General features: G+C 72.4%; 19 protein-coding genes. 7 read left to right on the forward strand and 12 right to left on the reverse strand.

What is annotated here, in order from left to right; genetic code table 11:
- Nucleotides 1–150: 150 nt before the first annotated feature.
- A complete protein-coding gene (gene pyk, locus EUA98_RS01765; protein ID WP_130100945.1) occupies nt 151–1581 on the forward strand; it encodes a pyruvate kinase in 1431 nt (476 codons plus the stop codon).
- A gap of 147 nt (nt 1582–1728) precedes the next feature.
- Nucleotides 1729–2532 (forward strand): VIT1/CCC1 transporter family protein, encoded by an 804-nt coding sequence (locus EUA98_RS01770; protein WP_130100946.1) that lies wholly within the window; start codon nt 1729–1731, stop codon nt 2530–2532.
- A 90-nt stretch (nt 2533–2622) separates the two neighbouring features.
- Here EUA98_RS01770 and EUA98_RS01775 read toward each other — a convergent pair whose 3' ends face one another.
- Entirely contained in the window at nt 2623–3525 is a 903-nt protein-coding gene (locus EUA98_RS01775; RefSeq protein WP_130100947.1) for a universal stress protein, read from the reverse strand.
- A 236-nt stretch (nt 3526–3761) separates the two neighbouring features.
- On the opposite strand from EUA98_RS01775, the gene EUA98_RS01780 reads away from it, so the two are divergent.
- Entirely contained in the window at nt 3762–4409 is a 648-nt protein-coding gene (locus tag EUA98_RS01780) for a response regulator (protein ID WP_207218927.1), read from the forward strand.
- A gap of 30 nt (nt 4410–4439) precedes the next feature.
- On the opposite strand, the gene cydC is transcribed toward EUA98_RS01780, so the two are convergent.
- From cydC to EUA98_RS01815, 7 genes are all read right to left on the reverse strand, one after another.
- Entirely contained in the window at nt 4440–6344 is a 1905-nt protein-coding gene (cydC, locus tag EUA98_RS01785; protein WP_130100949.1) for a thiol reductant ABC exporter subunit CydC, read from the reverse strand.
- The gene (cydD, locus tag EUA98_RS01790) at nt 6341–8116 is read right to left on the reverse strand and encodes a thiol reductant ABC exporter subunit CydD (RefSeq protein WP_130100950.1); all 1776 of its coding nucleotides are present in this window, start codon (nt 8114–8116) and stop codon (nt 6341–6343) included. Before cydD ends, cydC begins: the two co-directional genes overlap by 4 nt.
- A gap of 14 nt (nt 8117–8130) precedes the next feature.
- On the reverse strand, nt 8131–9189 hold the full coding sequence (cydB, locus tag EUA98_RS01795) for a cytochrome d ubiquinol oxidase subunit II (RefSeq protein WP_130100951.1): 1059 nt from the start codon (nt 9187–9189) through the stop codon (nt 8131–8133).
- A 32-nt stretch (nt 9190–9221) separates the two neighbouring features.
- Entirely contained in the window at nt 9222–10709 is a 1488-nt protein-coding gene (locus tag EUA98_RS01800; protein ID WP_130100952.1) for a cytochrome ubiquinol oxidase subunit I, read from the reverse strand.
- Nucleotides 10710–10985: 276 nt separating this feature from the next.
- The gene (locus EUA98_RS01805) at nt 10986–11516 is read right to left on the reverse strand and encodes a methyltransferase family protein (protein WP_130100953.1); all 531 of its coding nucleotides are present in this window, start codon (nt 11514–11516) and stop codon (nt 10986–10988) included.
- Between the two features lie 42 nt (nt 11517–11558).
- Entirely contained in the window at nt 11559–12830 is a 1272-nt protein-coding gene (locus EUA98_RS01810; protein ID WP_130100954.1) for a sensor histidine kinase, read from the reverse strand.
- A complete protein-coding gene (locus tag EUA98_RS01815) occupies nt 12827–13507 on the reverse strand; it encodes a response regulator transcription factor (RefSeq protein WP_130100955.1) in 681 nt (226 codons plus the stop codon). The genes EUA98_RS01810 and EUA98_RS01815 overlap by 4 nt, the downstream gene beginning before the upstream one ends.
- A 124-nt stretch (nt 13508–13631) precedes the next feature.
- On the opposite strand from EUA98_RS01815, the gene EUA98_RS01820 reads away from it, so the two are divergent.
- Nucleotides 13632–14213, forward strand: a complete 582-nt coding sequence (locus EUA98_RS01820) for a hypothetical protein (RefSeq protein WP_130100956.1) — start codon at nt 13632–13634, stop codon at nt 14211–14213.
- 1 nt (nt 14214) lies between these two features.
- Here the strand turns inward: EUA98_RS01820 and EUA98_RS01825 are convergent, their stop codons facing one another.
- Nucleotides 14215–14715: a DUF2231 domain-containing protein gene (locus EUA98_RS01825; RefSeq protein WP_130100957.1), complete on the reverse strand. Its 501-nt coding sequence runs from the start codon at nt 14713–14715 to the stop codon at nt 14215–14217.
- A 72-nt stretch (nt 14716–14787) separates the two neighbouring features.
- Entirely contained in the window at nt 14788–15510 is a 723-nt protein-coding gene (locus tag EUA98_RS01830) for a VIT1/CCC1 transporter family protein (protein ID WP_130100958.1), read from the reverse strand.
- Between the two features lie 228 nt (nt 15511–15738).
- Here EUA98_RS01830 and EUA98_RS01835 point away from each other — a divergent pair, with 228 nt between their 5' ends.
- The 3 genes from EUA98_RS01835 to EUA98_RS01845 all read left to right on the forward strand — a co-directional run bounded on the left by EUA98_RS01835 (nt 15739) and on the right by EUA98_RS01845 (nt 19241).
- Nucleotides 15739–17343 carry a peptide chain release factor 3 gene (locus EUA98_RS01835; RefSeq protein ID WP_130100959.1) on the forward strand — a complete coding sequence of 535 codons (1605 nt, stop codon included), beginning with the start codon at nt 15739–15741 and terminating at the stop codon, nt 17341–17343.
- Between the two features lie 134 nt (nt 17344–17477).
- The gene (gene nhaA, locus EUA98_RS01840) at nt 17478–18839 is read left to right on the forward strand and encodes a Na+/H+ antiporter NhaA (RefSeq protein WP_130100960.1); all 1362 of its coding nucleotides are present in this window, start codon (nt 17478–17480) and stop codon (nt 18837–18839) included.
- Nucleotides 18840–18992: 153 nt separating this feature from the next.
- Nucleotides 18993–19241: a WhiB family transcriptional regulator gene (locus EUA98_RS01845; RefSeq protein WP_130100961.1), complete on the forward strand. Its 249-nt coding sequence runs from the start codon at nt 18993–18995 to the stop codon at nt 19239–19241.
- An 84-nt stretch (nt 19242–19325) separates the two neighbouring features.
- On the opposite strand, the gene recQ is transcribed toward EUA98_RS01845, so the two are convergent.
- Nucleotides 19326–21347: a DNA helicase RecQ gene (gene recQ, locus EUA98_RS01850; protein ID WP_434063466.1), complete on the reverse strand. Its 2022-nt coding sequence runs from the start codon at nt 21345–21347 to the stop codon at nt 19326–19328.
- 101 nt (nt 21348–21448) lie between these two features.
- Nucleotides 21449–22309: an aldo/keto reductase gene (locus EUA98_RS01855; protein ID WP_130100962.1), complete on the reverse strand. Its 861-nt coding sequence runs from the start codon at nt 22307–22309 to the stop codon at nt 21449–21451.
- Nucleotides 22310–22312 lie beyond the last annotated feature (3 nt).

A 22312-nucleotide genomic window follows, 5' to 3' on the forward strand; every position in this document is an offset into this window, starting at 1 on the left:
CCCCTGACCGCTCCGTTCTTGACCGCTCCGTTCTTGACTGATCGCCCCCGATTGCCCGCTCGTAGACAGCTCGTCATATCCCGGTGGTGGGGGCCGCCATTGGGACTATCGGCACAGTGACCACCACAACGAAAGGCCTAGGCTTCCCTCATGCGCAGAGCGAAAATTGTATGCACCATCGGACCCGCCACGGAGTCCGCCGAGCAGATCCAGGCGCTGGTTGACGCCGGCATGGACGTGGCCCGACTGAACCGTAGCCACGGAGCTACCGAGGTTCACGAGCGCGTGTACAACAACGTCCGGGCCGCCGCCAAGGCGTCGGGTCGTTCGGTTGCCGTCCTGGTCGACCTCCAGGGTCCCAAGATCCGGCTCGGCCGGTTCGTCGAGACCAAGCACGAGCTGGCCATCGGCGACGTCTTCACGATCACGACCGAAGACGTCCCGGGAACCAAGGAGCTCGTCTCCACCACGCACAAGGGCCTGCCGGGCGATGCCCGCGTCGGCGACCCGATCCTCATCGACGACGGCCGCGTGCTCGTCCGCGTGACGGCCGTCGACGGCCCGCGCGTCGTGACCCGCGTCGAGGTGGCCGGTCCGGTCTCCAACAACAAGGGCCTGAACCTCCCGGGTGTCGCGGTCTCCGTGCCGGCCATGTCCGAGAAGGACGAGGCCGACCTCCGCTGGGGCCTGCGGATCGGCGCGGACATGATCGCGCTGTCCTTCGTGCGCAGCGCGGCGGACTACGACGACGTGCGCCGGATCATGGAGGAGGAGGGGCGCATCGTCCCCGTCATCGCCAAGGTCGAGAAGCCGCAGGCCGTCGACAACCTCGCCGAGATCGTGGATGCGTTCGACGGCATCATGGTCGCCCGCGGCGACCTCGGCGTCGAGATGCCGCTCGAGCAGGTCCCGCTCGTGCAGAAGCGCGCGATCGAGCTCGCTCGTCGCAGCGCCAAGCCCGTCATCGTCGCGACGCAGGTCCTCGAGTCGATGATCTCCGCGCCGCGCCCGACGCGGGCCGAGGCTTCGGACTGCGCCAACGCGGTGCTCGACGGTGCCGACGCGGTCATGCTCTCGGGCGAGACCGCCATGGGAGAGTTCCCGATCGAGGCCGTGCGCACGATGGCGCGGATCATCGAGAACACCGAGGAGTTCGGTGCCGAGCGCATCGCACCGCTCGGTTCGAGCCCGCACACCCGCGGTGGCGCGATCACCCGGGCGGCGGCCGAGATCGGCGAGACCCTCAACGTCAAGTACCTCGTGACGTTCACGCAGTCGGGTGACTCCGCCCAGCGGATGTCCCGCCTGCGCTCGAAGATCCCGTTGCTCGCGTTCACGCCGATCACGACCGTGCGCAACCGGCTCTCGCTGAGCTGGGGCGTGCAGAGCTACGAGGTCGCCTCGGTCGCGGACACGGACGCCATGGTCCAGCAGGTCGATCAGACCCTGCGCGCCAACGGGCTCGTCGAGCTCGGTGACTACGTGGTGATCGTCTCCGGTGCGCCCGTCGGCATCCCCGGAACGACCAACTCGATCCTCGTGCACAAGGTCGGTGAGGAGTCCGGTCACAGCCGGCCCTGATCTACCCTGATCGCCCACGTCGCCCGAGCGGCAGCGTCCTCACCCGGACGCCGCCGGTCGGGCGACGTCGTTTCCCGGTCTCGACACCCGGTTCGGGAAGCCTCACCTCGCTGGTGCGCGGGTTCACCACGGGCCTAGCGTCGGAGCATGGACGACTTCCGCGCCACCGAGCCCGTCGACCCCACCGAGCCCGTCGAGCCAGTCGACCTCACCGGTCCCGCTGAGGCACCGGCGCCCGGCCTGCTCGCCACGCACACCGACGAGCCCCACGAGAACGGCCTCGCGGCGCGGTTGAACTGGTTGCGGGCCGGCGTGCTCGGCGCCAACGACGGCATCATCTCGACCGCCGGCCTCGTCATCGGCGTCGCGGCGGCCACGAGCGAGCCGGGCCCGATCCTCACCGCGGGCGTCGCGGGGCTGGTGGCCGGTGCGGTCTCGATGGCGTTGGGGGAGTACGTCTCGGTGAGCAGCCAGCGCGACACCGAGCGTGCGCTGCTCGCCAAGGAACGCCAGGAGCTGGCCGACGACCCGGCGGCCGAGCTGGCCGAGCTCGCGGACCTCTACCGCCGCAAGGGCCTGTCGGGCGCGACCGCGCTGCTCGTGGCCGAGGAGCTCACCGCGCAGGACGCCTTCGCCGCGCACGTCGACGTCGAGCTCGGCCTGGACCCGGACGCGCTGACCAATCCGTGGCACGCGGCGTTCGCCTCCGCGGTGGCGTTCACCGTCGGGGCACTGCTCCCGCTCGCGGCGATCACGCTCTCGCCGGCGTCGGTGCGCGTGGCTGCCACGTTCGCGGTCGTCGTGCTCGCGCTGGCGATCACGGGCTCCGTGAGCGCGTTCCTCGGCAAGGCCAGCCGGTTGCGTGCGGTGCTGCGGGTGGTGCTCGGCGGTGCGCTCGCCATGGCCGTGACCTTCGGGATCGGCGCGCTGCTCGGCGCGAGCGTGGTCTAGCGGCGGCGCTTTGGGATGTATGTCCAGGTTGTGCACAACTGTGCATGACGCTGGGGAAACCGTTGTCTGACGGTGACCGATGGTGCGGAGCTACGGCGAGCGAGGCCCGGCATCGTGCAGGACGAGGACCGTGGACTCGGCGTCCCGGACGACCTCGTTGCTGACCGCGCCCAGCAGCATCCCGCGGAACGCGCCGAGACCCCGTGACCCGACGACGACCAGCTGGGCGTCGCGTGAGGCGGCCACGAGTGCGTGCACCGGATCGTCGTCGAGCAGCTCCAGGCGGACATCCAGGGTCGGGTACATCGCTCGGAGGACCGCCGCCATGTCCTGCGCGGCGCGGTGCGTCGGATCGTTCTCGTCGACCCGACCGGCAGCGAGCGGGGGGAGTGCCGGCATCCCGCGGCCGTTGGGGTTGGCGATCGTGGGACGGGCATGGACGACGACGAGCGGGACCGCTCGCAGCGAGGCTTCCCGGGCGGCCGTGTGGGCGGCTGTCAGGGACGACTGCGACCCGTCGACGCCGACCACGACGGGCGCCGCGTGCAGTCGGGACTCGTCGTCCGGGCCACGCACCACAGCGACCGGACAGCGACCCTGGGCCGCCAGATGCCCGCTCACGGAACCCACCCGCCGTCGGCCGGCGTGACCGCGTGCGCCGATCACCAGGAGCTGGGCGTCCTCGCTGAGCCGTCGCAGCTCGGGTACCTCGGGACCGGACAGCACCCGCACGTCGATCGTCAGTGCCGGGAAGCGGGCACGGGCGCGCTCGAGCTGCTCGGCGAGGTACTGCTGCACCTCGGTGTCGAGCCCGAGGTCCTCGCCCAGGAGCGGGTACCAGCTCCACTCGAGGAGCTCGCGCGGTTCGCGATACACCCGGGTGAGGAGGACGGGGGCATCGCGCAGGACCGCCTCGGTCAGTCCCCAGTGCACCGTCTGGGCGCTGTGGAGCGAGCCGTCGAGCGCGATCACCAGCGGACCGTCGACCCTCATGGATGACCCCCTCCCCGCGATACCGCCGGTGAAGACCCGTCGCCGATGCCACCCAGATGCCAAGTGGTACCGATACCCCCACCATGGAGGAGACGGGTCATAAAGTCCCGGGTCTTCAGTCCCCTCTGCGGGGCGCTGGTTCGGAAGGGCTTCCAGCTCGTCGACCGGCCTCCGGCCGTGGCCGGGTGGGTCGGTCCGTACCGACGGCGCGCGTCGGTCTGAACGAGGGGGTCGGTGTGATCAGGGTATTCGTGCTCGACGACCACGAGATCGTCCGCCAAGGCCTGCTCCGGCTCGTCGACTCGCAACCCGACATGCTCGTCGTGGGCGAGGCGGCCACCGCGGCGGAGGCCCTGGCACGGGGTCCGCTGGTGAAGGCGGACGTGGCCATCCTCGACGTCCGACTGCCCGACGGGAGCGGGGTCGAGGTGTGCCGCGAGCTCCGGTCGGCACAGCCGGACCTGGCCTGCCTGATGCTGACGTCCTACTCCGACGACGAGGCACTCCTCAACGCCATCACCGCCGGTGCCGCGGGCTACGTCCTCAAGGAGATCCGGGGCGTCGACCTGGTCGGCGCGATCCGGACGGTCGCCTCCGGACGGACGCTGCTCGACTCGTCGATGACGGCGCGCGTGCTCGAGCGCCTGCGACGCGCCGACCAGCACGACGGGCGGCTCGACCTGCTGACGGCCCAGGAGAGCGCGGTTCTCGACCTCATCGGGCAAGGGCTGACGAACCGTGAGATCGCCGACCGCATGTACCTGGCGGAGAAGACCGTCAAGAACTACGTCTCGAGCCTGCTGGCCAAGATCCAGGTGCACGGGCGCACGCAGGCGGCTCTCTACATCGCCGAGCAGAGACGGGTGCACCCACCGGTTCACTGACCGGGCACGTCACCGACCGGGCGCGACGCGTCAGACGTCAGGTGCCGAGTCCTGCTCGGCGGCCCAGCGGTACTCGGGCACGCTCGCCAGGAGCTCGGCGTGCGTGCCGCGCGCGACGACCGTCACCGGGCGGCGCAGCCCTCCCTGGTCGGGTGCGGGCCCGCCGCCGGCAGCCGCGTGCCCCAGCACGATCACCTCGTCGGCGCCGCCGAGGGCGGCCAGGCGGTGGGTGACCAGGACGAGGCCGCGCGGTTCGTCACCTGCGGGGCCGGCGCCGGACTCGTGGGCGGTGCGCAACAGGTCGGCCACGAGCCGGTCGGCCGTGCTCGCGTCGAGGTGCTCGCCCGGTTCGTCGAGCAGGAGGAGCTGCGCCCGGCTGGCCAGGGCACGCGCCAGCAGCAGACGTCGACGCTCGCCGCCGGAGATCGTGGTGGCGTCCGACCCGAGCACCGTGTCCAGGCCCTGCGGCAGGGCGGCCAGCCACGGGCCGAGCTCGACCCGCCCGAGCAGGTCGGTGGCCTCCTCGGGGGTGACGTCGCCGCGCGCGACCCGGAGGTTCTCCAGCACGGTCGTGGCGAAGATGTGGGCGTCCTCGGCGGTGAGCACGACCTGGCGGCTCACCCAGGGTCGCGGCGCGCCCCACGCGGCCCGGCCGCCGACGGTCACCTGACCGCTGACCGGGGGCAGCAGACCGGCGAGGGTGAGCAGCACCGTGGTCTTGCCCAGGCCGCTGGCGCCGACGACGGCGATGGCCCGTCCCGGGGCGACGTCCAGATCGATGCCGTGGGCCACGATCGGGCCGCCCGGCCACCCGACCGAGACGCCGACGGCGCTCAGCTGGGCCGTCGGCGCGCTGCCGTCCGCTGCGCTGCCGCTGGTCGTTCTGTCGCTGGTCGCGTTGTCGAGCAGTCGCATGATCCGCAGCGCGGCGCCGCCGGACCGCACCAGCTGTGCGGCCGCGGGGCCGAGCAGGGCGGTGCCCTCGAAGGCGGCGAGGGGGGTGAGCACGATGACCGCGAGCTCGACCGGCTGCATCGCCCCGGCGATCGTCGCCGGGACCCCGAGGAGCAGGGACCCGAGCACCGCGACGCCCATCGCGAGGGTGTCGATGCCGGCGGCCAGGGCGGCCGGCCGCGCCCCGGCGTCCTTGGCCCGCGCCAGGGCGACCTCCGTCCGGCGCAGCTCGGACAGCATCCCGTGGACCCCGCCCGACACCGTGAGCTCACCGGCACCGTCGACCATGGTCATCGCGGTCGCGCTGAGCTCGCTGCGGGCAAGGATCTGGGCATGCTCGGACAGCCGGACCGACCGGATGGTCAGTGCGGGCCCGACGACGCCGGCGACCAGGAGGCACCCGGCCAGGACGATGCCGGCCCCGACGTTCAGCCAGCCCACCAGGACCGCCGAGCCGAGCCCCACGAGCGCCGCGACCGCGGCCGGGACGAGGGCGCGGACCACGACGTCGCCCACCGAGTCGACGTCGGCCCCGGTGCGGGCCAGCAGATCACCGCGCCGCAGGGTCGTGACGGTGTCGGTTCGACCGCTCGCGAGGGTGGTGTAGACGCTCTCCCGGAGCGCCGCCATCCCCTCGAGCGCCACCTGGTGGGAGGCGAGCCGTTCGAGGTACCGGAGCACGGCGCGGGACGTGCCGAACAGGCGCACGGCGACGGCCGCGACCGCCAGCTGGCCGAAGTCGGGCATCTGGGAGGCGCGCGCGATCATCCACGCCGCGGTCGCGGTCAGCGCCACGGCGCTCCCGAGCCCGGCGCTGCCCGCGAGGACAGCCCAGAGCAGGCGTCGTCGGTCGATGTGCAGCAGGCGGATCGACCGACGCAGGGCGGAGCGTTCCTCCTGGGGGACAAGTCCCCTCGCGAGTGGATCGGTCGTCGTCGGCGCTTCGGACGGGTGCGCCGGCGCGCGGGTGGGCGCGCTCACGGCGTCGGCTCCGCACGGGCGGAAGCCGAGGTCGGGCTCGGGGTCGAGGTCGTGCGGGGCGCGTCGGGACGGTCGCCGTCGGCCGGGTCGGTGGCGCGGGATCGCACGGTCACGACGTCGTCGGCCCGGGCGATGAGGGCCTGCCGGTGCGCGATCACGAGCACCGTCCGTCCCTGGGCGCGGAGGCGGTCGACCGCGGTGAGCACGTGCTCCTCGGCCCGCGCGTCGAGGTGGGCGGTGGGCTCGTCGAGGACGACCAGGGGGTGGGTGCCGAGCAGCGCGCGCGTGAGGGCGAGGCGCTGGCGCTGACCGAGGGACAGCCCGACGCCGCCCTGACCGAGCACGGAGTCCCACCCGTGGGGAAGCTGCGCCAGCACCTCGTCGAACCCGGTGTCGTGCGCCGCGACCCGGGCGCGGTCGTCGACGGCCGCGGCCGCGTCCCCCAGGACGTTGGCCCGCACCGTCCCGGGCACGATCACGGGGCGCTGCGGCACCCAGGCGATCTGCGCCCACCAGGAGGCCGGATCGACGTCGGACAGGCTGACCCCGGCGGAGGCGGGGGAGTCGCCGGCTGGGGTGGCGGGGACGAGCCGGACGGCCCCGTCGTCGGGGGTCAGCAGCCCGAGCACCACGGAGGCCGCGGTGGACTTGCCCGCACCGGAGGGGCCGACGAGCGCGAGCACCCGGCCGGGCCGCAGGCGCGCCTCGAGCTGCCACGGGGCCCAGGTGGCCCGGCCCGGCGCGGCGACGCTGACCGCGTCGAGCACGATGTCGGTCTGGCGCAGGTCGGGGGCGGGGCGCGTCCCCCGAGGAGGGAGCGGGTGCTCGATCACGGCGAAGCTCTGCGCTGCGGCGGCGATGCCGTCGGCGGAGGCGTGGAACTGCGCACCGACCTCCCGGATCGGCCGGTAGACCTCGGGCGCGAGCATGAGCACCGCGAGGCCGGTGACGAGGTCGATCCGGCCGTAGACCAGGCCCGTACCGATGCCCACCGCGACCAGAGCCACCGCGATCGAGGAGAGGAACTCCAGGACCGCGCCCGACAGGAAGGCCACCCGCAGCGTGGCCATGGTGGTCCGCGTGTAGGCCCGGCCCAGCTCGCCGACCCTGGCTCCGGGTCCCTGCTCGCGTCCGAGGGCCTTGAGGGTGCCCAGGCCCGCGAGCAGATCCATCAGCTGGGCGCCGAGGCGTTGCATCGTGGCGAGCCGCTCGGCGGCGAACTTCTGGGTGAGCACGCCGATGAGCCACATGAAGACCGGGATGAGCGGGAGGGTGAACGCGATGGTGAGGGCCGCGACGAGGTTGAGGCCGAGCACGACGGCGAGGGTGGCGGGCGTGACGGTCGCGGCCAGCAGGAGCTGGGGCAGGTACCGCACGAAGTACGGCTCGAGGTCGTCCAGCCCGCGCGTGACCAGGGTGACGACGGCGGGCCCCTGCTCGGCCGCGAGCCAGCGCGGCCCGAGCTCGACCGTGCGGGTCAGGACCTGCTCCCGGAGCTCGGCGATCACGTGCGTGGCGGAGCGGTGCGCGCTCGACTCCTGCACGACGAGGACGCCCGCGCGCAACGCGACCACTGCGGCCAGGGCCGGCAGCAGCGTGGCGACGTGCGCCCACCCGGCGGTGCCGTCGATCACCGGCGCCACCGCGTGGGCGATCAGCAACGCCTGCGCCACCACCAGCGCCGCGGTGACGGCGCCGGTGGTGGCGGTGATCAGGATGTACCGACGGGCCCCGCGGGTGTGGCGCAGCAGTCGTGGGTCCAGAGGTTTCACAGCAGCTGCGGCGCCTAGCGGTCGACGTTCTCGAAGGAACGCTCCCGGAACGGGTGCAGGCCCGTGGCCGACCCGATCTGCGCGCCCGTGAGCCGAGCCCGGAACACCCAGAGCGTCCAGCCCTGGTAGGCCAGCACGATCGGGACCATGACGAGCGCGATCACGCTCATGACCTGCAACGTCGCCTTCGACGAGGAGGCCCCGGCGATGGTCAGGGACCAGTCGGGGTTCAGCGACGACGGCATGACGTTCGGGTACATGATCGAGAAGATCAGCGCCACGGCGGCGGCGATCGCGACGGCGTTCAGGGCGAAGGCCCAGCCCTCGCGGCGTGCCCGGGCCGCGATGACGACCCCGACCAGGGAGAGCGCGGCGATGACGAGGGGGACCCAGGAGAACACGTTGGAGGAGAACGCGAGCTGCGCCCAGACGGCCCAGACCGCGGCCACGAGGAGCGAGCCGATCGAGAGGCGCTGGGCGAGCAGGCCGGCGCGCACGCGCACCTCGCCATCCGTCTTGAGGGCGAGGAAGACCGCTCCGTGGGTCAGGAACAGGGCGGCCGTGGTGACGCCGCCGAGCAGGGTGAACGGGGTGATGAGCGAGAAGAATCCGCCGGTGAGCTGGTGGTTCCCGTCGATGATCTCGATCTGCATGCCCTGGACCAGGTTGGCGAACGCGACGCCCCACAGGACCGAGGGGATCCAGGCGCCGAACGTGTGCGCCCAGTCCCACCGGTTGCGCCAGATCGGGTCGTCGATCTTCTGGCGCCATTCGAAGGCGCAGATGCGCACGATGAGGGCCACGAGGATCAGGAGCAGCGCGAGGTAGAAGCCGGAGAACATCGTGGCGTACCACTCCGGGAACGCCGCGAACGTGGCGCCGCCCGCGGTGAGCAGCCAGACCTCGTTGCCGTCCCAGATGGGCCCGACGGTGCGGAGCAGCATGCGCCGCTCGTTCTCGTTGCGGGCGAAGGGCTTGAGGAGCATGCCGACGCCGAAGTCGAAGCCTTCGAGGACGAGGTAGCCCGTCCACAGCACAGCGAGGAGGAGGAACCAGAGGACGGAGAGATCCATGATGTGCGTCTCCAGCGGGTTTCGAGCGGCGGTCAGTAGGCGAAGGACAGGGTGGGCTCAGGCTGCCCAGGGAGCTGCTCCGACGTCGGCACCTCCGGTTCGATGCCCTCGCGGACGTAGCGACGCAGCAGGAAGAACCAGACCGCTCCGAGGGCTGCGTACAACAGCGTGAAGATGACCATCGAGGTGAGGACCGACCAGGCGGGCACGACGGTCGAGACACCCTGCTGCGTGAGCAGGTAGACGTTGTCGACCGGGTTGGCGGGGTTCGGTGCCACCACCCACGGCTGACGGCCCATCTCGGTGAAGATCCAGCCGAAGGAGGCGGCCAGGAACGGCATCGGCAGCGCGAGCAGGCACAGCCGGGAGAACCAGACGCTGTCGGTCACCCGGCCCTTGCGCAGCAGCCACAGGCCGGCGAGCGCGAGCACGGCGGAGAAGACGCCGAGGCCGATCATCAGCCGGAAGCTCCAGTAGGTCACCATCAGGTTCGGCGTGTAGTCCTGGTCCGGTCCGAACTGGTCGGCGAAGCGGGCCTGCGCCTCCGACTGGAGGTCGTTGACGCCGGGCAGGAAGCTCTCGGGACCGGAGAAGTGGCCGGTGCCGAGGAAGGACGTCAGTCCCGGGACCGACAGGAGGCGGGTGGAGCTGTCGCAGTTGTTGGACAGGTCGCCGATCGTGAGCAGCGAGAACGGTGCGGCCTCGGTGCTCTCGCACTGAGCCTCGGCCGCAGCCATCTTGGAGGGCTGCTGCTCGTACATGAGCTTGCCCTGCGCGTCGCCGGTGCCGATCACGGCGATCCCGGCGATCACCATCGCGACCAGGCCGATGTAGGCGGCGGGCCGCCAGGTCAGGCGCGCCTCCTCGGTGCGGCCGGCCTTGACCGAGCGGACGATCCACCAGCCGGAGATCCCGGCCACGAACGTCCCGGCCACGAGCCAGGAGGTCGCGATCGTGTGCGGGAAGGCGGCCAGGAGGGTGCTGTTGGTCAGGACGGCGAAGATGCCCTGGACCCCGTCGAGCTCCGCGCGGCCGGTCTCCGGGTTGAAGACCGCTCCGACGGGGTGCTGCATCCAGGAGTTCGCGGCGAGGATGAAGTACGCCGACGCGGTGGTCCCGAACGCGACGAGCCAGATGCAGGCGAGGTGCACCTTCTTCGGGAGCCGGTCCCAGCCGAAGATCCACAGGCCGAGGAACGTGGACTCGAGGAAGAACGCGACCAGCGCCTCGATCGCCAGCGGGGCGCCGAAGATGTCGCCCACGAACCGGGAGTACTCGGACCAGTTCATGCCGAACTGGAACTCCTGCACGATCCCCGTGGCGACGCCCAGGGCGAAGTTGATCAGCAGGAGCTTGCCGAAGAACTTCGTCATCTTGAGCCATCGCTCGCTGCCCGTGCGCACCCAGAGGGTGTGCATGATCGCGACGAGGGGCGCGAGGCCGATCGTCAGTGGGACGAGGATGAAGTGGTAGACGGTGATGATGCCGAACTGCCACCGAGCGAGGTCTAGAGCTTCCACTGAATCGTCCTTCGGGGCGTACGAGTGAGATCTTCAGGACAATACGTGCGGGATGCGACCGGCCGGCTCACAAGGTGCCGGCCCGGTTCACGATGCGTCGGCGCCGTGGATGCCCACTCCCGCACGGGTGGCTCCAGCGCGTCGCTCGGGGGTGCCACCTAGGGGAAACCTAGCAGCGGGCCCCCTGGGGATTTGGGACTTATGGCCGTGTCCCTCGACACACACCGTCAGGGGCGTTTGGCCACGTCGCGGGCGGTATTGCAGGCAAGTCGACCCTTACCTCGGCCGCCAGAACGGGACGAAGCGCGGCGTGCGTCTCGCGTACGCGGGGTAGTCGGCAAAGCGCGCGGCCAGGTGGCCCTCCTCCCAGCGCGCCTTGCGGTGGAGGAGCGCCACGAGCAGACCGAAGAAGAGCAGCCGCAGGACGCTGCCCGACGCGACCGCGAGGGCGCCCATGAGGAGCAGCAGCCCGCTGTAGATGGGGTGCCGGACGAACCCGTACAGGCCGCCGGTGCGCAGGCGGGCGTGCGCGTTGGGCAGCGGGGCGGCGGTCAGACCCCGCCCGAGCCCGGTGGCACCGAGCGCCATCACGAGCACACCGACGACGACGGCGACCAGGCAGGCCACGGCGAGAGCGCGGGGGACAGGCCAGTCGTCTCGACCCGGGAGGACGACGATGACCGCGATGAGGGCGAACTGGGCGGCGACGAGCAGGCGCGCGGTCCGGACGTCCTGGGGGCGGTGTGCCGATCCGGACGGCGTGGTGGCGCGGTCGGTCATCGGGTCGTGATCCTCGGTCGGACTCATCGAAGGCGATCCTTGCTGCTGATCGGAGGTCTGCGTGCCAGCCTAGGCCGGGAGCTCGAGCACGACGCGCGCGCCGCCCGTGGCGCTCGCGCCGAGAACGAGACGGCCGGCCGCCTTCTCGGCGGTGCGGCGGGCCACGTCGAGGCCGAGCCCGGTGGAGCCGGCGCCGCTGCGGCCGCGGTCCACCGCGTCCGGCCGCTCGAACCCGGGACCGTCATCCTCGACGACGACCTCGACGACGCCCGGGCGGGTCCGGACGGCGAGCCCGAACGGGACGCGGTCGGGGGTGTGGCTGAACACGTTGTCGACCAGGACATCGAGCGCGACCCCCAGCTCGCCAGCGCCGACCCCGACCTCGAGGACGCCGTCGGGCACCTCGACCCGTAGCTCGCGCCCTTGGTCGGCCGCCAGCACGGCCCAGAACCGCGCGCGCTCGCGGACCACCCGCGCCGCGTCGCAGCGACCGTGCGACGCGTCGTCGTGCCGGGGGTGCCGGGCGGTCCAGACGATCGCATCCACGGCCCGGACGAGCTCGTCGACGTGGCCACTCATCCGCTCGCGCTCCTGGGGTTCGGTCAGCAGGTCCACATCGAGGCGCAGCGCGGTGATCGGCGTCCGCAGACGGTGGGACAGGTCGGCCACCAGCTCGCGCTCGTCGGCGAGCAGCCCCGCGACCCGGGCGCCGAGCCCGTTCAGGACGCGACCGACGGAGGCGACCTCGGCGGGTCCCGACGGCGCCACGCGTGCCGTCAGCTCGCCCGCGCCGAGGCGCTCGGCCACGTCGGAGAGGTCCGTGACGGACCGGGCGAGCCGACGCGCGATCCGGTCCCCGGCGAGGACGGTGCCCGCGAGCAGGACCGCGCCGACGGTCGCGAGGACGAGCCAGGACTGCCGGACGCCGGACGTCAGCTCCGAGTCGGGCACGAAGGTGCGGACGACGGCCAGGCCGGCGGTGCTCCCGACCGGCAGCAAGACCTCGACACCGCCGTCCGCCCGGGCGGTGAGCGCGCGTCCGCTCGCCGCGACCTCGGCCGCGGGCGATCTGGTGGCCGGCTCGCCCATGCTCGTCGCGTCGGGGAGGAACACCGTGGTGCGCCGGGCGTCGTCGTTCACGGACAGGATCGTGGCCTCGAGCCGGGCCTCGTCCTGCGCGGCGCCGCCGGCGAAGACGGCCACGCTCTGCGCGTCGCGCAGGCCCGCGTCGAGCGCGCGCTCCAGGGCGAGGGAGCGGGCCAGGATGCCCAGCGGGACCAGGAAGGCGACGAGAACGACCGAGGTCATGGCGAGCCCGTACTGGACCAGGAGCCGCCTCATGTCGGTGGGGCGAGCTTGACGCCCACTCCCCGCACGCGGTGCAGGTAGCGCGGGGCGTCCGCACTCTCGCCGAGCTTGCGTCGCAGCCAGTGGAGGTGCACGTCGACGGTCTTGTCCGCGCCGCCGTAGGGCTGGTTCCAGACCTTCGCGAGCAGCTCGCGCTTGCCGATCACCTCGCCGGCCCGCTCGGCCAGGTAGTGCAGGAGGTCGAACTCCTTGGGGCTCAGGTCGAGGGTGACCCCGTCGAGCTGGACCGAGCGCGCCCGCGCGTCGATCACCAGCGCGCCGACGGTGACCGGCCCCGGCGGCCGCCCGGGATCGGCGCGCCGGAGCACGGCCCGGATCCGCGCGTCGAGCTGGTCGGCGGCGAACGGTTTGACGAGGTAGTCGTCGGCGCCCCCGTCGAGCAGGGCGACGATCCCCGCGCCGTCGTCGCGCGCACTCAGGACGATGACGGGCACGTCGCTCACGGCGCGGATCATGGCGAGCAGCGAGGCGCCGTCCAGGTCGGGCAGTCCGAGGTCGAGGAGGACGACGTCGGGCCGGTGGGCGACGAGGCTCTGCAGGCCGTCCATCGCGGTGGGTGCGGTCATCGTGGAGTGGTCCCGCGCGGACAGCGCGCGCACCAGGGCGGTGCGAATCGTCGCATCGTCCTCGACGATCAGAACATCGGCCACATCTCGGACCGTAGGGCATCGGAGCGGCCTTCGGGGCGGCGCGGCCCGATCTGGTGAGGTGCCGGCGCCGAACTTGTCGTGGCCTTAACCCTCCCTTCACCAGGCTCTGCGGGAAGATGCCGGGATGCGGAACGAGAAGGGCTCGCCAGAGGCCGACCCGGGCGAGGGGGGATCGGCCCGGGCCGGGCGCCTCGTGCGGCCCGCGGTCCTGCTCCTGTGGGTGCTGTCGGCCGTGGTCGCAGGATCCGTCGTGTGGTGGGCCGTCGCGGCCATCGGCGGCGAGCAGGGGGGTGCCCGCGGACGGGTGTACACGCAGGCCCAGGTCGCCGAGCTGACGGTCCCGTCGACCGACTCCGACTCCGACTCCGACCCCGGCGCCACCGCGACGCCGTCGAGCACGCCCACCGAGACCTCCCCGAGCCCGAGCCCGACGCCCAGCCCCTCTGCGGTCCAGACTCCTGTCCCCGTGCCCGTGGATGTCGCCCGGACCTGGGACGTCGTCGGCGGCCAGATCGGCGCGCAGTGCCGCGGCCCGCAGATCGCGCTGCTCTATGCGACCCCGTCGGACGGGTGGACCGTCGAGGTCAAGCACGGCGGTCCGGAGGAGCTCGAGGTCACGTTCCGCCGCGGGGAGTCCGAGACGTCGGCGCACGGCGCGTGCGTGGACGGGGTTCCCTCGATGGTGGCCGAGGCGGAGTCCGACTGAGTCAGTCCTCGTCGCCACTGCCGGCCGGGGTGGCGCTCACGTCCTGCGACCAGACGGCGGTGGCCCCCGAGTGCCCGATGCGGATGGCCTGGACGGTGGTCCCGGTGGTGGCGAGCACGGCGGCCACGGCGAGGGCGACGGCGACCCACTTCGGAGCGCGCGGCGTCGTGGCCGTGCGCTCGTTCCAGTTCCACCACAGCAGCACGGCCGCGACGGCGACCATGGCGATGGCCCACGGCAGCAGCTCCTCCGCCAGCTCGGAGTGGGTCTCGATCAGGGCGTTCTCCCCGACACGGTGCTCGAGGGCCTCGCCCGACTCGCTGGAGATCGGGACCAGCACGACGGCTGCGAGCGTCAGGAGGAACGGTAGGAGGCCCGCCCACCGGCGAAAACGCGGCCAGAGGGCAGCGACCAGCAGGACGAGAGCGGCGGTGGGCACGACGACCTCGGTCGCATGGACGACGAGGGGGTGGAGGGGGAGTCCTGCGATGGTGTCGAACATGGTTCTCCTCGTTGCGGGGATCGGCGGGTGGGTCATCGGTGATGACCGTCGGGGTCGCGGGCGACTGCCGCGTCAGATGCCGCTGACCCCGAGCAGGCGGCCGACCGCATAGGTGATGACCATCGCCGCGGCCCCGCCCACGACGATGCGGGACACCGCGCGCACGTGACCGGCGCCGCCGAGGGCCGCGCTCGCGGAACCGGTCGCGGCGAGCGCGATCAGGACTGCGACGAAGGTCAGCGGGATCCGGATGCTGTCGGGGGCGAGCCAGACCGCGAGGATGGGCAGGATCGCGCCGAGGGTGAAGGCGACGCCGGACGAGATCGCCGCGTGGGACGGGTTCGTGAGGTCGTCGGGGTCGAGGCGGAGCTGGGCGTCGATGTGAGCGGCGTACACGTCGTGCTCGGTCAGCTCGACCGCGACGGCGTGGGCCGTCGCCGCGGACATGCCCTTCGCCTGGTAGATCGCCGCCAGCTGGGCAAGCTCGGCCTCCGGGTCCTCCGTGAGCTTGCGTCGTTCGCGTTCGATCAGGGACTTCTCGGCGTCGCGCTGGCTCGAGACGGACACGTACTCGCCGAGGGCCATCGATACGGCGCCGGCGACGAGGCCGGCGAGACCGGCGGTGAGGATGGGGCCGATCGCCGTGGTCGCGCCGGCGACACCGACCACCAGACCCGCCGTCGAGATGATCCCGTCGTTCGCGCCGAGCACCCCCGCGCGCAGCCAGTTCAACCGCGAAGCATGGCTCGGAGTCTCCGACGTGCTCTTCTGGGGACGGGCGTCGAGGGCGGTCATGTAGGTGAACGTAGGACGTGGGTCGGTCGCGCGCCACGAAGGAAAGGCTCCGCTGGGCAGGTCCCGACCGGCGCTCGCGGCGCACTTCAGGGTGGCGGCACGGGGTCCCGACCGGGCGCACCGCGCAGGCTCGGGCCCCACCTGGCCCGACGGTAGAATGGTCGGCAGTTCCCACCCCGCGCGGACCGGCGTCGTCGGCATGAGCGCCACCCTCGAGAAGGAGATCCGTTGCGGCACGGCACCACGAACGGTGCCCGGCAGGAGTCCGGCGTCGGCCCGGAGGCGGCTCGACGCCGCTCCTTCGCGGTCATCAGCCACCCCGATGCCGGGAAGTCCACCCTGACCGAGGCGCTCGCGCTGCACGCCCACGCCATCACGGAGGCGGGGCACATCAACGGCAAGAGCGGGCGGCGGCACACCGTCTCGGACTGGATGGAGATGGAGCAGGCCCGCGGGATCTCGATCACGTCCGCCTCGTTGCAGTTCGACTACCGCGACACCGTGATCAACCTGCTCGACACCCCCGGGCACGCCGACTTCTCCGAGGACACCTACCGGGTGCTGTCCGCGGTGGACGCCGCAGTCATGCTGATCGACGCGGCCAAGGGGCTCGAGGCCCAGACGATGAAGCTGTTCGCCGTGTGCAAGCACCGCGGCATCCCGCTGATCACCGTCATCAACAAGTGGGACCGCCCAGGGCTGGACGCGCTGGCCCTCATGGACGAGATCACCGAGCGCACGGGCCTGACCCCGACCCCGCTCGACTGGCCGGTCGGGGTGGCCGGCGACTTCCGGGGCGTCCTGGACCGCCGCACCGGCAACTACGTGCAGTTCACGCCGTCCGCCGGCGGGGCCCACGTCGCACCGCAGGAGACGTTCGAGCCATCTGCGGCGGCGGAGCGCGAGGGTGTCCTGTGGACGACCGCGGTGGAGGAGAGCGAGCTGCTCGCCGCCTCCGGCGCGGACTACGACCAGGAGTCCTTCCTCGCCGGGGTCTCGACCCCGGTGCTCTTCGCCTCGGCCGTGCGCAACTTCGGCGTGCACGCGCTGCTCGACGTGCTCGTCGACCTCGCCCCCTCGCCCGGCCCGCGCCCGTCGGTCAGCGGTGAGCCGCGGGCGGTGGACTCCCCGTTCAGCGCGTTCGTGTTCAAGATGCAGGCGGGGATGGACACCGCCCACCGGGACCGGCTCGCGTTCATCCGCGTGTGCTCGGGGCTGTTCGAGCGCGGCATGGTCGTCACCTCGGCCCGCACCGGCCGGCCGTTCGCGACCAAGTACGCCCAGCAGGCGTTCGGTCGGGAGCGGACCGTGATCGACACCGCGTACCCGGGAGACGTCGTCGGGCTGGTCAACGGCTCCGACCTGCGGGTGGGCGACACGCTCTACTTCGACAAGGCGGTCGAGTACCCGCCGCTGCCGACGTTCGCGCCCGAGCACTTCGCCGTCGTGCGGGCGAAGGACGCCGGGAAGTACAAGCAGTTCCGCCGCGGCGTCGCCCAGCTCGAGGCCGAGGGTGTCGTGCAGGTGCTGCGCTCGGACCTGCGCGGGGATCAGGCACCCGTGCTGGCCGCCGTCGGCCCCATGCAGTTCGAGGTCGCCGAGCACCGCATGGCGATGGAGTTCAACTCCCCGGTGCGGCTCGAGCGGCTCGAGTACACCGTCGCGATGCGGACGACGAAGGACTGGGTCGCGGCGCTGAATGCCGAGCGCGGCGTGGAGGTGCTGCATCGCGAGGACGGCGAGCTGCTCGCGCTGTTCCCGAACAGCTGGCGCATCGCGTCGGTACGGCGCAACCACCCGGGTGCCGTGCTCGAGCCACCGGTCGCCGCCTGACGGCTCCGCGGCCTGAGGCGCCGCCTCGCCGGGCGCGGGACGGTCGGGAGGGCGCCCGGGTAGGGTGACCAGTGGTGCGCCGGGAAGTCTGGTCGGCAACGTCTGACTCGACCCCGCATGCTTGGAGCCCCGCCATGACCGATGCCGCCCGTCGCCCGAACCGCCTCTTCGGACGCGCCTCGTGGCCCGAGGCCAGCCGCGTCGCCGACATCCTCCGCAAGGAGACGATCGGCGGCGCCCTGCTGATGGTGGGCGCCGTGGTGGCGCTGGTGTGGGCCAACTCGCCGTGGGCGACCGGCTACGAGGCGATGCGTGCCTTCACCATCGGACCGGCCGCCCTGCATCTCGACCTCTCGCTGGCGACCTGGGCGGCTGACGGGCTGCTCGCGATCTTCTTCTTCGTCGCCGGGCTCGAGCTCAAGCGGGAGTTCGTCGCGGGCGACCTCAGCGATCCGCGGCGCGCGGCGGTGCCGATCGCGGCCGCCGTCGGCGGGGTGATCGTCCCGGCGGTGCTCTACACCCTGATCAACCGGGCGGCGCACGACGGTGCCACGCAGGGCTGGGCCATCCCGACGGCGACCGACATCGCCTTCGCGCTCGCCGTGCTCGCCGTGATCGGTCGCCATCTGCCCTCCGCGCTGCGCACCTTCCTGCTCACCCTCGCCGTGGTCGACGACCTGCTGGCGATCGCGATCATCGCCGTCTTCTTCACCGCCGACCTCACCGCGGGCCCGCTCCTGCTGGCACTCGTCCCGCTGTCGATCTTCACCTGGCTGGTGCAGCGTCGGGTGCGCGCCTGGTGGCTCCTCCTGCCGCTCGCGTTCGCCGTCTGGACCCTGGTGCACGCCTCCGGGGTGCATGCGACGGTCGCGGGCGTGCTGCTCGGTTTCGCCGTGCCCGTCATCCGCAGTCAGCGCGCCGGGGGCCCCGACGCCGGTCCGGGCCTCGCCGAGCACTTCGAGCACCGGTTCCGGCCGATCTCCGCGGGGGTGGCGGTGCCGCTCTTCGCCCTGTTCTCCGCCGGAGTGGCGATCGGCGGGACCAGCGGCCTGGTCGCCGCGCTGACGGATCCGGTCGCCGTGGGCATCGTGGTCGGGCTCGTGGTCGGCAAGCCGGTCGGCATCCTGGCCGCCACCTGGCTCGTGGCCCGGTTCACCCGCGCGGACCTCGACGAGGGCCTGGCGTGGGTCGACGTGTTCGGGCTGGCAGTCCTCGCGGGGATCGGCTTCACCGTGTCCCTCCTCATCGGCGAGCTGGCGTTCGGGATCGGCAGCGAACGCGACGCGCACGTCAAGGTCGCCGTTCTCGCCGGCTCGCTCACCGCGGCACTGCTCGCCACCGTCGTGCTGCGGGCACGCAACCGGGTCTACCGCCGGATCGTCGAGGCAGAGACGGTGGACCGGGACCACGACGGAGTCCCGGACCTGTTCCAGTCGGGATCCGCTTCGCTCGAGCCGCGCGCGGGTGGATCCGAGGATTCTCCGACGGTGCTCTGACTGGCACTTTTGCCCCGATAGGCCTTGTGCGGGATGGAAACTGGTGCGAGTCTGGAGTGCAGTACTTCGGTCAAACACTCACCCAGTGTTGCCAAAACCCCCACCCGAGATCTGCCCCGGAACCGGGCTGCTCGGAACGTGCCTAGGAGAATCATGGACTGGCGCCACCGCGCGGCGTGCCTGGATGAAGATCCTGAACTCTTCTTCCCGATCGGCAACACCGGACCTGCGCTCCACCAGATCGAACAGGCGAAGGCCGTGTGTCACCGCTGCACGGTCGTCGAGACCTGCCTCAAGTGGGCGCTCGAGTCGGGCCAGGACGCCGGCGTCTGGGGCGGCCTCTCCGAGGACGAGCGCCGAGCATTGCGCCGTCGCACAGCCCGCCAGCGCCGCGCGAGCTGACAGCCGCGCGAACTGACCGACCACCTGCGCGGCAGGATCGTCGCGCGCGCTGACCGTGCTCAGGTGCGCAGCGCCACCAGGAGCTCAGGTGCTCAGCGCCACCAGGATCTGAGCCCCGTACTTCTCGAGCTTGGCGACGCCGACCCCGCTCACGGTGCCCAGCTCGTCGAGCGTCGTCGGTAGCCGCGTAGCGATCTCTCGCAGGCTCGCGTCGTGGAAGACCACGTAGGCAGGCACTCCCAGCTCCTTCGCGGTGGCCGCACGCCAGGTGCGGAGCCGCTCGAACACTCCGGTCGCGGCCGGATCGAGGTCCGCCGCAGGCGCTGCGCCGCGGCGGCCGGCGCGCGGCGTCCGCGCCGCGCGCCCGGGCGCACGGGGCGCCTCGCGGCGCAGCAGAACCGTCCGGGAGCCGCGCAGCACCCCCGCGCTCGCCTCCGTGAGGAGCAGCGTCCCGTACCCGTCGGCGTCGACCGCCAGCAGGCCCTGGGCGAGCAGCTGCCGCACGACCCCGCGCCACTCGGCGTCGGACAGGTCGGTCCCGATCCCGAAGACGCTCAGCGCCTCGTGCCCGTGCTGGCTGACCCGGGGGGTGAGCTTGCCGAGCAGGATGTCGACGAGGTGGCCCGCCCCGAACCGCTGGCCGTGCTCACGGTCCAGCCGGGTCACCGCCGAGAGCACCTTCTGGGCCGGCACCGTGCCGTCCCAGGTCTCGGGGGGAGCCAGGCACGTGTCGCAGTTGCCGCACGGTTCGGAGGACTGACCGAAGTAGGCGAGGATCTGCACCCGCCGGCACTCGACCGTCTCGCACAGCGCCAGCATCGCGTCGAGGTGCGCGCTCAGGCGGCGCCGGTGCGCGGCATCGCCGTCGGAGGTGTCGATCATCCGGCGCTGCTGCACCACGTCCTGGAGCCCGTAGGCGAGCCACGCGGTCGACGGCAGGCCGTCGCGGCCCGCGCGGCCGGTCTCCTGGTAGTAGCCCTCGACGCTCTTGGGCAGGTCCAGATGCGCGACGAAGCGCACGTCGGGCTTGTCGATGCCCATGCCGAACGCGATGGTCGCCACCATCACGAGCGAGTCCTCGCGCAGGAACCGGGCCTGGTTCGCGGCGCGCACGCGCGAATCGAGACCGGCGTGGTACGGCAGCGCGGGGATCCCCTGATCGACGAGGTACTGCGCCGTCTTCTCCACCGACGCGCGCGACAGGCAGTAGACGATGCCCGCGTCCCCGGGGTGCTCGGACCGCAGGAGGTCGAGCAGCTGGGACCGCGGGTTGTTCTTCGCCGCGATGCGGTACTGGATGTTCGGGCGGTCGAAGCTCGCGACGAAGTGCCGCGCGTCGGTGAGCTGCAGGCGCTGGGCGATCTCGGCGTGCGTCGTGGCGGTGGCCGTCGCGGTGAGCGCGATCCGGGGGACGTCGGGCCAGCGTTCGTGCAGGACCGACAGCTGGAGGTAGTCGGGCCGGAAGTCGTGGCCCCACTGCGACACGCAGTGCGCCTCGTCGATCGCGAACAGCGCGATCTGGCCGCGGTCGAGCAGGTCCATCGTGCTCGGGACCCGGAGCCGCTCGGGCGCGAGGTACAACAGGTCGAGCTCGCCCGCCACGAACGCCGCCTCGACCCGGCGGCGCGCGACGGCGTCCTGGGTCGAGTTGAGGAAGCCCGCCCGCACGCCGAGCGCGGACAGCGCGTCCACCTGGTCCTGCATGAGTGCGATGAGCGGGGAGACGACGACGCCGACCCCCGGGCGCACCAGCGCCGGGATCTGGTAGCACAGCGACTTGCCACCGCCGGTCGGCATGAGCACGAGCGCATCGCCGCCGTCGACCAGGGTCTGGATGATCTCGGCCTGGTCGCCACGGAACGCGTCGTACCCGAACACGCGGCCGAGCACCTCGAGCGGGGTCGGCGCGGGACCGGCCGCGACCTGCGGTGCGGGCACCGGAGCCCGGCCCTGCGCACGTCGGCTCGCCGCGCGCGCCGGCCCGAGGGAGGCCGCGTCGGCCGGGGGCGTCCCGGGCAGGCCGCCGCCGGCGTCCTCGGGGGGTGCCTCGTCGTACCAGGGGTCGTACGGCGGTTCGTCGTCGTACGCGTTCAGGCCGGGAGTCACCGGCACAGCCTACGAGCGATGAGCCCACGGGCCGTCGCGACGGTCCACCGGACCCCGGACGCACCGGACGCACCGGGCGCCCCGGACCCCTGTGGGCCCGCTCAGACGCGGTCGAGCGTGGCCAGCTCGTCGTCGGTCAGGGTGAGGTCGACGGCACTGACCGAGTCGTGGATGCTCGCCGGCCGGGAGGCCCCCGGGATCGGGATCACGTGCGGGGACTTCGCCAGGTGCCACGCGAGGCACACGACCTGCGGGCTCACCCCGTGCTCGTCGGCGATGACCTGGAACGGGGCGAACCGGGTGCCGAGCCCCGCCGCGGACGCGATCCCGCCCAACGGGCTCCACGGCAGGAACGCGATGCCGAGCCGGTCGCACAGCTCGAGCTCGGGTGCGCTGCTGCGGAACGCGGGGGAGAACTGGTTCTGCACCGACGCCAGGCGCCCGCCGAGGATCTCCTGGGCGAGCAGGATCTGCTCGGGGTTCGCGTTGGAGATCCCCGCGAGGCGGATCGTGCCCGCGTCGAGCAGGTCGCGGATCGCGCCCACCGAGTCGGCGTACGGGACCGCCGGGTCGGGGCGGTGGAACTGGTAGAGCCCGATCGCGTCGCCGCCGAGGCGCTGCAGCGAAGCCTCGGCCGCGGCCTTGAGGTGCTCCGGCCGGCCGTCGACGGTCCAGGTGCCGTCGCCAGGACGCAGGTGCCCGCCCTTGGTCGCGACCAGCACGTGGGAGGTGTCACCGCCCCACGATGCGAGTCCGCGCGCGATCAGGGACTCGTTGTGGCCGACGTCGTCCGCGTGGAGGTGGTACGAGTCCGCGGTGTCGAAGAGCGTGACTCCCGCGTCGAGCGCGGCGTGGATCGTGGCGATCGACCGGGCCTCGTCCGGGCGGCCCTCGATCGACATGGGCATCCCCCCGAGGCCGATCGCGGAGACTCCGAGGTCGGCGATGCGTCGCGTCTGCATGAC

The sequence above is a fragment of the Pengzhenrongella frigida genome, assembly GCF_004168625.1.
Taxonomy (GTDB): Bacteria; Actinomycetota; Actinomycetes; order Actinomycetales; family Cellulomonadaceae; genus Pengzhenrongella; species Pengzhenrongella frigida.